General features: G+C 36.1%; 15 protein-coding genes. 6 read left to right on the forward strand and 9 right to left on the reverse strand.

Going from position 1 to position 13,108, the window contains the following annotated elements; all coding sequences use genetic code 11:
- Window positions 1-45: 45 nt before the first annotated feature.
- Window positions 46-1,191: a PLP-dependent transferase gene (locus tag fad_RS01370; protein ID WP_081141449.1), complete on the reverse strand. Its 1,146-nt coding sequence runs from the start codon at window positions 1,189-1,191 to the stop codon at window positions 46-48.
- A 116-nt stretch (window positions 1,192-1,307) separates the two neighbouring features.
- Here fad_RS01370 and aspS point away from each other — a divergent pair, with 116 nt between their 5' ends.
- Window positions 1,308-2,591 carry an aspartate--tRNA(Asn) ligase gene (gene aspS / locus fad_RS01375; protein ID WP_081141451.1) on the forward strand — a complete coding sequence of 428 codons (1,284 nt, stop codon included), beginning with the start codon at window positions 1,308-1,310 and terminating at the stop codon, window positions 2,589-2,591.
- Between the two features lie 368 nt (window positions 2,592-2,959).
- Here aspS and fad_RS01380 read toward each other — a convergent pair whose 3' ends face one another.
- Entirely contained in the window at window positions 2,960-3,241 is a 282-nt protein-coding gene (locus fad_RS01380; protein WP_009887303.1) for a hypothetical protein, read from the reverse strand.
- A gap of 234 nt (window positions 3,242-3,475) precedes the next feature.
- On the reverse strand, window positions 3,476-4,138 hold the full coding sequence (locus tag fad_RS01385) for a fibrillarin-like rRNA/tRNA 2'-O-methyltransferase (protein WP_081141452.1): 663 nt from the start codon (window positions 4,136-4,138) through the stop codon (window positions 3,476-3,478).
- A 252-nt stretch (window positions 4,139-4,390) separates the two neighbouring features.
- Between fad_RS01385 and fad_RS01390 the strand changes: the two genes are divergently transcribed.
- Window positions 4,391-4,843, forward strand: coding sequence for a multiprotein bridging factor aMBF1 (locus fad_RS01390; protein WP_009887305.1), 453 nt, complete (start codon window positions 4,391-4,393; stop codon window positions 4,841-4,843).
- 131 nt (window positions 4,844-4,974) lie between these two features.
- Window positions 4,975-5,493 carry a hypothetical protein gene (locus fad_RS01395; RefSeq protein ID WP_009887306.1) on the forward strand — a complete coding sequence of 173 codons (519 nt, stop codon included), beginning with the start codon at window positions 4,975-4,977 and terminating at the stop codon, window positions 5,491-5,493.
- 89 nt (window positions 5,494-5,582) lie between these two features.
- Here the strand turns inward: fad_RS01395 and fad_RS01400 are convergent, their stop codons facing one another.
- From fad_RS01400 to fad_RS01420, 5 genes are all read right to left on the reverse strand, one after another.
- Complete coding sequence (locus fad_RS01400) at window positions 5,583-6,146, reverse strand: 30S ribosomal protein S7 (RefSeq protein WP_019841636.1); 564 nt, start codon at window positions 6,144-6,146, stop codon at window positions 5,583-5,585.
- Window positions 6,147-6,150: 4 nt separating this feature from the next.
- The gene (locus fad_RS01405) at window positions 6,151-6,579 is read right to left on the reverse strand and encodes a 30S ribosomal protein S12 (protein ID WP_048074061.1); all 429 of its coding nucleotides are present in this window, start codon (window positions 6,577-6,579) and stop codon (window positions 6,151-6,153) included.
- A 4-nt stretch (window positions 6,580-6,583) separates the two neighbouring features.
- Window positions 6,584-7,759, reverse strand: a complete 1,176-nt coding sequence (ychF, locus tag fad_RS01410; RefSeq protein ID WP_081141454.1) for a YchF-related putative GTPase — start codon at window positions 7,757-7,759, stop codon at window positions 6,584-6,586.
- Entirely contained in the window at window positions 7,759-8,199 is a 441-nt protein-coding gene (locus fad_RS01415) for a UPF0179 family protein (RefSeq protein WP_009887310.1), read from the reverse strand. The genes ychF and fad_RS01415 overlap by 1 nt, the downstream gene beginning before the upstream one ends.
- A gap of 411 nt (window positions 8,200-8,610) precedes the next feature.
- Window positions 8,611-9,663, reverse strand: coding sequence for an NAD(P)-dependent glycerol-1-phosphate dehydrogenase (locus tag fad_RS01420; RefSeq protein WP_009887311.1), 1,053 nt, complete (start codon window positions 9,661-9,663; stop codon window positions 8,611-8,613).
- A 224-nt stretch (window positions 9,664-9,887) separates the two neighbouring features.
- Here fad_RS01420 and fad_RS01425 point away from each other — a divergent pair, with 224 nt between their 5' ends.
- Window positions 9,888-10,316, forward strand: a complete 429-nt coding sequence (locus fad_RS01425; RefSeq protein ID WP_081141455.1) for a hypothetical protein — start codon at window positions 9,888-9,890, stop codon at window positions 10,314-10,316.
- Window positions 10,317-10,367: 51 nt separating this feature from the next.
- On the forward strand, window positions 10,368-11,210 hold the full coding sequence (gene xerA / locus fad_RS01430) for a site-specific tyrosine recombinase/integron integrase (RefSeq protein WP_081141457.1): 843 nt from the start codon (window positions 10,368-10,370) through the stop codon (window positions 11,208-11,210).
- Here xerA and fad_RS01435 read toward each other — a convergent pair.
- A complete protein-coding gene (locus tag fad_RS01435; RefSeq protein ID WP_081141458.1) occupies window positions 11,207-12,262 on the reverse strand; it encodes a polyprenyl synthetase family protein in 1,056 nt (351 codons plus the stop codon). The two genes, xerA and fad_RS01435, sit on opposite strands and share 4 nt — an antisense overlap.
- Before the next feature lie 89 nt (window positions 12,263-12,351).
- Here fad_RS01435 and fad_RS01440 point away from each other — a divergent pair, with 89 nt between their 5' ends.
- Window positions 12,352-13,038: a tetratricopeptide repeat protein gene (locus tag fad_RS01440; protein WP_081141460.1), complete on the forward strand. Its 687-nt coding sequence runs from the start codon at window positions 12,352-12,354 to the stop codon at window positions 13,036-13,038.
- Window positions 13,039-13,108 lie beyond the last annotated feature (70 nt).

The raw sequence follows: 13,108 nt of genomic DNA on the forward strand, positions 1-13,108 counted from the left end.
TATATTTTACTTTCAATAGAATAATTATAAAAATAAAGCGGCAGTTTAAATTTTTTCAAGGGCATTTTCAAAATCCTGCAACAGATCTTCTGAATCTTCTATTCCAACTGAAAGCCTCACAAGGTTGTCCGTGATTCCTGATGCTTTCCTTTCTTCAGGCGATAGTGCTTTATGTGTCCCTTCAACAGGAATGGATATCAGGCTTTCTACGCCCCCGAGGCTTACTGCATATTTCGGAATATTAAGGTTTTTTATCAATTTATGTGAATTTTCTATTCCGCCCTTTACCTTAAATGACACCATACCACCATAACCTTTCAGGTTTTTCTCTGCAACATCAAAATATTCACTATTTTTGAGCCCCGGGTAATAAACCTCCTCTATTCTACTAGATTCGTTTAATACTTTTGCAAGCTCCATTGCATTTTTATTATGCCTTTCCATCCTTAATCCCAGGGTTTTCAATCCCCTGTATGCAAGAAAAGCCTGAAATGCATCAGGCGTCCCCCCAAAAGTTTTTCTGTAAAAATCAAGGTTATCATAGTTATCATTGAAGCCCGCAAGCCCTATCAAAAGGTCCGAATGCCCTGATATGTACTTTGTCCCGCTATGCAACGCCATATCTGCCCCAAGTGAAACCGGATTCTGGTTGTATGGGGTGGCAAAGGTTGCATCCACCATGAGTTTTATTCCTTCCTCCTTACAGATTCTGGAGAGGTTTACAATATCAGGTACTTCCAGCAGCGGATTCGTAATTGATTCCAGATAAAGCAGTTTATAATTTTTATTTTTAAAATTCAGTCTATTCAGGTCATTGACAGATGTAAAATCAACATTGATTTTATACTGAGGCAAAACTTTTGAGAAAAAACCAAATGTTTGTCCGTAGAGTTCATTGAGTGCAAGTACAGAGTCGCCACTCTTCAGGTATGGCATGATGCTTGAGGTTATAGCTGCCATGCCCGTTGAAAAGGCAAAAGCATGTTCTGTTTTCTCAAGGTCTGCATACTTTTTTTCAAAGGATTCAACTGTAGGGTTGCCCCATCTTGAATAGATATATTTGCCGGCTACGCCACTCTCAGGGAACTCGAAGGTTGAATTTTCAAAAATAGGCGTTACAACGTTTCCAACACCTTCTATTTCCATGTCCCCGGAATGGACACATCTAGAATTAAAGCCATTGCTATTCATAAATATACGTATAATTAATTAAATATTAATCTTTGTAATATCCTGAATATAATAACAGGACATGTTAAAATTCCAAAAAGTTAAAAAATTTAATAATAGATGAATATACCATAAAGATGAGAACTTATATAGCCGATATAAAAACACTTGATGATGGATCGGATGTAACGATAAAAGGCTGGGTACAGGAAACAAGAAAAATTAAAAACCTCATGTTTATAATTATGAGGGACAATACCGGGAGCATTCAGGTAACAGCAAAAAAGGATAGTATGAAGAATTATGACCAGCTCTATGACATAACAAGAGAATCCGTAATTTCTGTGTATGGAACTTTGAATAAAAAAAGTATCAGCAAATCAGGTATGGAAATCCAGGGAATTGAAATAGAGATACTTTCTATAGCCGACACACCGCTTCCACTTGGTGTTATTGACCGTGTTTCCGCTGATTTTGATACGCGCCTTAACAATAGATTTCTTGATTTAAGAAAGCCGGAACATCTCCTGATATTCCAGTTCGAAAGCCAGCTCCTGTTTGGAATAAGGGAGTTTATGAATAAAGAAAATTTTATCGAGGTACATACACCAAAGATAGTTGCAGCTGCAACTGAAGGTGGAGCGGACCTCTTCAGGGTCGAGTACTTCGAGAAAAATGCTTTTCTTAACCAGTCCCCGCAACTTTATAAGGAAATACTTATAGCTTCCGGCTTTGATAAGGTATTCGAAGTAGGGCCGGCATTCAGGGCAGAAAAGGAAAATACAGTAAGGCATCTGAACGAATTCACATCAATAGATATGGAAGCCGCATTTATCGATGACAAAAAGGCAATGGAATACCTTGAAAATGCAATTTCCTATGCAGTGAATAGAAACATTGACCTGATGCATACAAAGCTTGAGGAATATGGCTACCATCTGGAGAAAATCGAAACGCCTTTCCCGAGGATAAGCTATGAAGATGGCATTAAATACCTGAATGATCACGGGTTAAAACTGAATTTCGGTGATGACTTTTCGCCCGAAGCTAATAAAATACTTGCGGAGAAGTTCAACGGGTTTTACTTTATTACTGGCTGGCCCTCCGATATGAGGCCTTTCTATACACATCCGGATACAAATCCGGCTTTGACAAAATCATTTGACCTGCAGTTAAATGATATAGAGGTAACGTCCGGAGCCCAGAGGATCCATAATTACAAAATGCTTGAAGATAACTTCATGAAAAAGGGATTAAACAAAAATGATTTCGAATTTTACGAAAAAGCATTCAAATTTGGGATGCCACCACATGCCGGATGGGGACTCGGCCTTGAACGGCTGGTGATGAATCTCCTCCATTTAAACAACGTTAGGGAATCTACATTATTTCCTAGGGACAGAACCCGCCTTTCTCCCTGAATTATTTTTTTCCTCTCTCCATATATCTTTTTCTAAATCTTCATAGCTGGCTACTTCATCTAATTCGTCCTTTCCTTTCTTTCTATATAATGACATTAGGAAGACCAATCAATGTATTGTAATAATAGTATATAAATTTTTGGTAATAGAACCACGGCATATGCAGTTCACCATTACCAGGGCTAATGGATACTGGTTTTACATTTTTTGCTTTTATCTACTAATTTTATGAAACAGTTTCATATGAAATATTATTTACTTTACAAAAAAATAAAAATAAGTTCTGGTGCTTTTACTGGTTTAGTATTGGTATAAAAATTAATTTAAAAAACAAAAAATATCATATCCAGAGAACCATAAAAAATTGCCTATTTTTGTAATGCACCTCGCTGCCTGTTTAATATAACTATAGTTGGAGTTATCCTGTATTTTGATTTTGATATTCTTTCTATTGATATTATTGCGGATTTTTTGTCTGTGTTTGCAAAGAATTTGTTGATTTCCTTTGATAGGCTTCTGTTGATAATTAACTCGACATATATTGGGTTTCCCAGGCTATAATATGTAGCTATTACCGAACCCTCCTTTACGTTCTCTATGTCAGACCTTTCTATTTCGAAATCACATTTTTCTCCTATTTCTATTTTCAAGTCTCTTACCTTAATATTACATAAAAAAGAGAACTATATAACCTTTTCTAATATACTTTCATGTCAAATTAAATATATATGTAAACACAAAAAATTATTTATTTCAAAAATGAAAATAAAAACGAATTTATGTAATAATTCTCCTGTATAATTCTCATTCAGGTATGAAATTTGGATTATAAATTAATTATTTAACTTCAGTTATTATAATTATTTGAAAGTGTATGCATGACATTATCTCTCTAAATATACAAAGTAATTGCCAATATCATATGGTTTAAGGTCTATTATTTCTTTAACCTTAAAATCCTTTATTTCCCTTATTGCAGAATTAACAATGCTCTTTTCCGGCCTGTTAGAGGATATAGCCCTTGCCTTTATTATTAACATGGCTTTTTCAGCGTTTTTAAATTTCTTTGAATTTTCATTGAATATTTGAATCTGGTTCCTCTGTGCAATATCCTGGTATATAACGTCGGGCCCGTCAATTAAAAATTCATACTTTTCCGGCAGGTTCGCATCTTCCAGGATAGGGTATATATTGTTTCTTTTTTCTGCCAGAGTGTATAATTTAACAAATGAATCGTAAGAAAACTCAACAGCAAATACCATTCCTCTGAAACAAATATCCGATACATGGCTTACGGTTGTACCGGTTGACGCACCGAGATAGAGTACGGATGAGTCTTCCTTTAATGGCATGGACTTAAACCCTTTAAGCAATGCTGCACCTAGTTTGCTCCTTCTTGGATTCCATTCCCTTAAATAAAAACCGCCGGATTTTTTAATTTTTTCTCCATAAATTGACTGGTTAAAACCGCTTACAGTGAATATTTTACCTCTGTCATTAACTATTCGCCTGTTATTTATCTGTAATGGCTGGGCATGCTTTTTCATATGTCTTTATACCTATTGAAAATAAATAATTTCCCTAATTTTTGAATGCAGAAGTTCTATCAATAATTGAAATTTTTCTTACTGTATCTACCTTCCACCTGCAAACTATTCAAATCAACAATAATAACAGAAGTAGATAAGGTTGAACTTCCATTGTTCCCCATGAAATTTTAACAATTAATATGTATCAGATCCTATTCGTTATTATCCCTGAAATGGGAAAAACTATATTTTAGTAGGGCATATATATCTATGAACTGTGAAATGTGTGGGGTATCCAGTGATAAATTAATTAAGGTAAAGATATCAGGTGCCATATTGAATGTATGCCCGCAATGTGCGAAGTTTGGAGAACCTGTTGAAGAAAAGAAATTGAACAAAATAAGTGAAAACGTTACAATAAAATTCCCTGAAAAGAAGATAAATGTGGTTACATACAAGAAACCATTCAAAAAGCCTGTAACAACAAAAAAACCGGTACACAGGGAAAATGTGGAGGAACTGGATGTTGTTGAAGATTATGCTGATCTGATAAAGGCCAAAAGGGAAGAAATGAACATGACCCAGGATGAACTTGCAAAGAAGATATTCGAGCGGAAGAATGTATTATCCAATATAGAAAGAGGGGAATTATTACCAGATATAGCAACCGCAAGGAAACTTGAGAAAGTTCTCAATATTAAACTCCTTGAAAAAAATGAATAATATGTGAATGGTTAAATATCCGGCGTTAAGACAGAAATTTAACAATTATTTAATTTTAACTCGCATTATATTGCATTGGACCAGTAGTGCCACGTTTATAACCTTAATATACATTGAAATAATTATCTCTGATGTATTTAGATTTAGTTATTTCACAGTCAGAACATAACATACTATTTTTGATTCTTCTCTCCATACACGTTCTTTCAGCTATAACATTTGTAGGAGGATCCATATTTATATGGTTGATACTGTGGCCTGCATCATACAAAATGAACGATGATAAGTTGAGGACCCGGCTTCTGGGTTTTGTGGGGCACAGATTTGCATTCTGGACTAATTTAACCCTGGGCCTGCTTATCCTGACAGGGTTATTGATGACCTACCGGTATGTGCTAAATCCTTCTCTATACTTTCAAAGCACTGGCGGTGAATTGCTTTTCTCTGCAGAAATATTGATAATAGCCATGGTTATTATTATGTACGGAAATAATATTTACCACGGGAAACTCATCGTCCGGTTAAACGAGCAGGGTAAACTGGAAGAGGTTAAGAAAATAAGAAAAGTGACACATATATATTCTATGATAACCATGGTATTATTAATCATCATAGTTTTATTGATGGTATCTATAACTGTTTACCACTGATATTACAATTTAACTTCTAAATATCTACTTTGCAGTATGTCTAAAATTTTTTTATATCTGAATAAATAAAAAAACAAAAATTTGAAAGATTACCTTGCAGAAGCTGCAACTCTTTCAATTTCTTCCTTTTTGCTTATTGCAAATGAGTTTGCGTCATTTCTGGCAGCAAGTAGAATCTCATTGGCAAGACAATCCTGGATATGGATTTTATGTTTGAATGATGCCTTCGTAGCTCCCCTGGCTATATTCCTGAGAGCCTCATCAAGCCTTCTGGATGGAGAAACATCAACTGATTTTGGTACGGCAATTCCACCATACTTTAACCTTGTTACTTCTTCCCTGGGTGCGGAATTCTCTATTGCAGATACAAGTATCTGAACTGGGTTCTGCTTGGTTTTTGTAGCTATGATATCAAATGCCTGGCTCATTACTTTATATGCTGAATACTTTTTTCCTGTCCACTTCTCGGTTCTCATCAGGTTATTAAGCAGCCTTTCAATTGTATTGACATTTCTTTTTCCTGACAGATAATTGGAAAACCTTCCGCCAGTATCTAAATTAAGATATGATGTTAAATTTATATACGTTGCAAGCCCCTGATCCTTTATCTGTATGCCCGAAACGTCATATTTATTCATTATTAATTGTTCCATGAAATCACCTTACTGTTTTCTCCTTTCTTCCACGCACAAGCTCGTTAAGTGATATGCCATTAACTTTAATGACTTTGAACCTTACTCCGGGTATATCTCCTTTACTTCTGCCCATTCTTCCGCCTATGCCTTCCACCATAACTTCGTCATGTTCATCTATATAGTTAATTGCTCCATCTCCGGGGGCAAAGGCGGATAACTGCCTTCCATTTTTTATTAACTGTATTTTGACACATTTTCTAATTCCGGAGTTGGGCTGCTTAGCCTCTATTCCTACCTTCTCTATAACTATGCCCTTGGCCTGTGGGGACCCTTCAAGGGGATCGCTTTTCCTTCTAAGATCAAGCATTCTCCTCTTATAATCACGATCCGACCACGCATAATGTTTCCTTGCTTTCATCAATTTTTTTCCTGCATTCATACCATTGGGCACTATATCACCTTGAATTTGAAATTATCTTGATAACGTCATTATTTAATAATTTATAATCTTTTCCAATTACTCTCTTGGTTCTTCCGTTCACTGCCCTTATAAAGTTCTTTCCTATATCCGTGTGTATTTTATATGCCATATCCAGTGCTGTATCGCCATCCTTCATCAGGTAAGCATCAGGAAGCACATTGCCATTTTTATCCTCCCATTTTGTTTCATCCAGAACTGGATATACTACAATATACCCCAGTGATTTTATTATTGAAGTGAGAACATCATAAAATCGCATGATCTCTCCATTCCTGTACTTTTCCTTTATCCTGTTAAGAACGGTTTTCTGGGCTTCTCCAGATTTATCCGTAAAGGTAAAATCAATTGCATCAGAACTTATATAGCCGTTATTATATGCCTTTTCTATTAAAAGCTCGTATTCTGCTGAAATCATATACAATTTATTTTCTCTATCTTTAAGGGCCTTTATTGCGTCATCCGTTAACAGGTCTAATTTATTTCCTATGCTGAACACGGGTTTAACATATTTAAGGATGGCCTCAGAGAACCTGTTAATGTCATTATCTGTCCAGTGTATAAGCTTGTCCGGGAACGATTCCTTAGTCATTATAAAACTAACATCCTTTTCACTTAAACCGAATGTTGCTGCTTTCTGGAGAATTTTGACATCCAGGCGTTCCGGGCTATTATCTTCCTTCCTTGCAAATTTTTGCCAATCCTTAGAAATTTTTCCATTCATCCAGCTTATTATCTCATTGTTTACAAACTTGATATCATCCAGGGGGTCATGGCCGCTCTCTGAAGGGTTTCCCTCCATATCAGTCATGCCGGACGCATCAAAAAGATTGATTATTAAATCTGCATCACGTATATTGTCAAGAAACTCATTGCCCATGCCCTTTCCTTCACTGGCACCCTCTATTAGCCCCGGGACATCTATTATTTCTACCGGGATGTATCTTATTCCATCCAGGCATTTGCCTTCTCTTGGATTGCATTTTGCATTTATCTCATTTTCAGGGCATTTGTCCTTGACAAAGGAAATACCAACATTAGGCTTAATGGTGGTGAATGGATAATTTGCTATATCTACATCTATTGATGTAATAGCCGAAAATAAAGTTGATTTGCCAGCATTTGGCTTCCCGATTAATCCAATCTTTAACATTAAGATTCAACTTCCCGCATATCATATCCCTTCGGGCAGCTTATTTTCCCTATTATCTTTTTAACAACAATTTTCTTATTGCCTTTCAGGTTCAGAAGGTTGCATTTTTCTATATTGGGGCATGTTAAATAATCACATTTCATACTTCGCAATTCCATTGAAGAGCCTTCCATCAGACGTTTTCCGTTCTGTACATTGTATGTGTTCTCAACTTCCTCTACATCAATTGTGGAAACTTTATTTGTGTCATAAATAAAGCAGGGATTAATCTGTTCCTTTACTTCTTTAATTCTATAAGATTTTCCAGGTTCCAGGTTGAAGCAAACGTTTCTAATTTTGCACTCATCGCATTTTCCAGCTAAAGGCCCTCTGAATGTGAACACTAAATCTTTTTTAGCCAGGTTTACACCAATTAAACTTATTTTATTCAATTTGATCATATTCCATAAAATTATATGGTTTATTAAAGTTATGATATAATACCCGGAGTTTAAATCTTTCTGTTTGAACGATAAACTTCAATAACTGTACAGGCAACTTCCGGGATTCCCGGTTTTTCTTATGCCTTATTGTTGATGTTAAATGGTATAGGGCACATAATTATACAGAAATTGAAGTTATGTGCTGTATTACTTTACGTTTTCCCTTGATGCCAGTTTAAGTGCCGGTGAACAATAAGAAATCTACTGTCTCATAGCAGAAAACCCCGGTTTAGAGAGATGCCACAGAACGAACAGTTTTTTTGCAGCAGCAAATCTCACCGTTATAATTTGTATGAAATCCCTATATGCATTTAATAGCTGGTTCAAAGTTGCCAGCAAATATGTGGAGCTACTACTAAAATATAAAACTTATATTACTCCAGTCAGCTTTAATGCATTTCTGGAAACTTCCTCATTCAGGTCTGTTTCCCCAAGTATGGTATATCTCTGGGGCCTCAGCCGGTGGGCAATAGATAATGCCTTAATGGCGATTTCGTCCGGTATCCCATAATCCTTTGCCTTTGTTGATACACCTATTTTTTTGTATGTATCGTAAAGCATTTTCCAGTCTCCCCCGTGGAGATACATTGACACAAGAGACCCCATTGCAACCTGTTCACCATGCATCGCATTTCCGCTTCCAAGAATTTCAAGTGCATGTGCAAATAAATGCTCGCTGCCACTGGCGGGTCTGGAAGAACCGGCTATTGCCATTGCTGTACCCGATGCGAGTATCTGTTTTGTTATCATCCATATACTGGCTTCAAGCCCTGGCTGGATCATATTTGCATTTTCTATAAGCTCTCTGGATGAATATTCAGATATAACTGCGGCAGTAGTACTGAATATTTCGCCCTTTATACGGTTGGCCATTTTCCAGTCCATTACTGCGGTAATATTGGCTATTACGTCGGAAGCACCTGCAGCAGCAAAACGATATGGTGCCTTTGCCATGATTTCTGTATCTGCCACAATTGCAGTTGGCATTGCAGCTTCGATTGATAGGAACGATTTCCCATCATATATTGAAGCCCTGGGAGAAGCGATCCCATCATGGCTCGGAGCAGTAGGAAAACTTATAAAAGGAACATTTAAATCAAAGGCAATCTTTTTCCCCATGTCTATTTTAGATCCACCCCCAACACCAATAACGAGGCCTACTTTAATATCAGCTATTTCTTCTCTGGCACTTTTTATTGCATCCATAGTTGCGTTGCCAGAAAATAAAACATAGTGCTTAAGTCCTTCCAGTTTATTCACCACAGCCTCACCGGCTATCCTGTATGTTTTTTGCCCTGTAATTACCAAAATTGTTCCGGATTTCAAATTTTTCTCAGCCACTATGCGCATGCTATCTATGGCGTTGTGGCCTATGTAAACATCATTCGGGAAATGCATAGCCTTTGTTTTATTGAATTCCATTGACTTATGATATTCAATTAGAATATAAATTTACGTATTACCGGCTTTTTTGAAGTTTTTCAATATACTTTCACCGGTTTTTATAAAACATTGAATTTTTTTATTCAATATACCGGAAATAAGAAATTTTGGAAGTATAAATTGTATGAAACTATTTTTATTATATGTTTATATATTATCATGCAATTCGTAATGTTTAAATATGTCAGACAATTAATATTAATATGAACAGGTACAATACATTTTTTTCTGCTGGCCTTGCTATAGTGGTGCTGACATACCTGTTTATTTTCCTTCTTCCTGGCAATAGCCTTTCAAAATATTTTCAATCCGGATACTATTACGGCATAATACCAAGAATATTTCCTATATTTTTAATATTCGGTGATGTATTTGTTGTTGCCGGACTTCTATTCCCTCTCAGAAATTTCAATAAACATAAAGATTATCTTGTGACAGCAGCGGCAATTTTCATAGTTGCAGGAGTTTTATTTGCCCTGGTGCTTCATGTATCTCCCCTGGACGGAAGCCAGGATAATGGGCTTAAAGCGGGATACCTGATTGTTGAAGGTGTTATACTCCTATTTTTCACTTTGATTATATCATATTATATTTCTGCAGATTCACTTGGCAGTGATAATCTACTGGCATAGGGTGGAGTAGAAAAAAAGATAAAAATAATAGGTGATAATATATACACAATAATGGATATTAACCGTGAATTGAAATCATTTGAACGGTTCATGATTACCGAAAGAAAAAGCTACTATACAATAAAGGAATATAAATTCCTTATATCCGGTTTCCTCTCATATTGCAATAAAGACCTTTCTTCTATTGATTTTGACGATGTAGAAAATTACAAGAATTTTATTGTAACCGAGAAGCAATATTCAAAAGCTTCACAGTATTTAGCAATGAAAGCGTTGAGATTGTATTATAAATTTAAAAATAAAGATACACCCCCAAATCTTATCCCTCCCAGGCGATCGCAAAAAATGCCTGTTTACCTGAATCAGAAAGATGCGGGGGTGCTCATAAACGGAGCCAAATCCATCCGGGATATAGCCGTAATATCAGTATTCCTGTATACGGGTATCAGGGTAAGCGAATTAACAAATTTGCAGATAGGCGATGTAGATTTTGATGAGAATATCATTTATATTCATGCAGGAAAGGGCGATAAAGACAGAATTGTAGTTATGCCGGACATTTGCCGTGAGCATATAAAATCGTATATGAAAGAACGCATCAGGATAAAATCCAGCAACAATTACCTGTTTATATCAAATAAAAAAACAAAATTTGATACAAGTACAGTTGAAAGAATGGTGAAAAGGGTGGCAAAGAACGCAGGGATAACAAAGAATGTTACACCCCATGTATTAAGGCACACATTTGCAACTTCCATATTGCGCAATGGCGGCGATATAAGATTTATCCAGCAAATACTGGGGCATTCAAGCCTTGCAACCACGCAGATTTATACCCATATAGATGATAATACATTAAAAGAAATGTATTCCAGGCATATGCCAAAATATTAATTTTCTCTTTTTATAAGGTATTCCAGAAGGAAATCAAGCATTTTTATTACTTCCTTATCCCCATCAATTTTTTCAAGTGCAGATCTTGCTATATTATTGTATTCATCTATTTTCTGTTTTGTGTAATCATATGAACCTGTTGATTTTATGAGTTCCCGGAGCCTGTTAAAATCAGAATCGCTTACATCCCCGCATTTAAGGCAGCTTTCTATGAACTCTCTGTCCTCTTTCCCTGAGTTCTCATAAGCTTTTATAATTAACAGGGTTTTTTTGCCTTCGTTAACATCACCTTTAACCGGCTTTCCTGTTTTCTCTTCTACCCCAAATATGCCCAGCATATCATCGTAAAGCTGGAAGGCTATTCCCGCATATTTTCCAAAATCCTTTATTTCCTGGATATATTTTTTATTCCCTGAAAGATAAGCACCCATTAGCAGTGGCCCCTGCACCGTATACCGTGCAGTTTTAAGGAAATGCAACTTTGTAAGCCTCTCCTCGCTATATAAATTCTCTATTGAAGAATATATATCCAGTATCTGCCCCTTTCCAGTATCCTCTATTATCCTGGAAAATTCAAAATCGGCATCCAGCAAATTTTCAAGTTCGAAACCGGAACGTAAAAGTGCTTCATGGGAAAATGTGTCAATAAGGTCGCCGGCGCTGATAGCAAGGTTTTCCGCAATTCTTGTAGCATCATTTCCATCCAGGCTTCCTTCTACTGCCTTATGGAAGCTTGGCTTTCCCCTGCGCATATCGCTCTGATCCATTATGTCATCATGTATAAGAAGGAAGGATTGGGCCAGTTCTATGGAAATTGAAGCCTTGATTATCCTTTCATCCTGCCCGGAGAACATATTATACCCCATGATCATTAATATTGGTCTCAAACGTTTCCCGCCATTCAATGTGAAATCACGCAATTTGATTATTATATCTTTTATTCTGGCATCATCACACTCATTTAATTTAAAATTAAAATATTCCTCAAGCTGCGCATTGATTTTATCCTTAAGCCCATCGAGGGTTTTTTTATAATCTTCTATATTATTCACTTTAGAAGGTAATAGGTTAAATTATTATTAACTTTTTTCATGATTCTCTGGACTTAATGTTAATATATAAAATATAAATACCATATACTATGGCCGGAAATTATGTATATAATAAAGATGATGAAGCTGATGACTATAATGAGCGGGGAATATCGTACTTTAATGTTACGCAGTATCCCGATGCAGTTAAGGAATTTACAAAGGCAATTAACCTGATTAAAACAGACCCTGATTATTATATAAACAGGGCACTTGCTTACTATTCCATGCACATGTATAATGAAGCTATAAAAGATTGCAAGAGCGCAATAGCACTTAGTGCTGACAGGGGGGATTACCACAACACCCTCGGGTCTATTTATGATGATATGAACAGGTTCGATGATGCACTGGCAGAATTTGATGCTGCAATAAAAATCGAAGATGATGTGCCTGATTACTATTATAACAGGGGCAATGTTTACTGGAGAAAGGGGGACAAAGACCTCGCACTTGAGGATTATAACAAGGCTGTTTATTTAAACAGCGCCGATCCGGTGTTTCTGTATAAAAGGTCCCAGATATACACGGAAATGGAGAAATACGAAGACGCGCTCGGAGATCTGGATGATTGCATTAAACTGGCAAGGAATCCTGAATATTACAAGGACGAGGCAAATATATACATTAAAATGGGGAATAAGGAAAAAGCACTTCAGGCAGTGGACAATGCCCTGAAAAATTCTCCTGAAAATATCTCTTTGAAGGAATTAAAATCCAGAATCGAGAAAATGTAATAATTTTTTTATGAAGAAGGAAAATAAAAATTTTATATAAAATTATTTTAGGTATTTTCCATTAAATAAA

Origin of the sequence: Ferroplasma acidiphilum, from assembly GCF_002078355.1 — an archaeon.
Taxonomy (GTDB): Archaea; Thermoplasmatota; Thermoplasmata; order Thermoplasmatales; family Thermoplasmataceae; genus Ferroplasma; species Ferroplasma acidiphilum.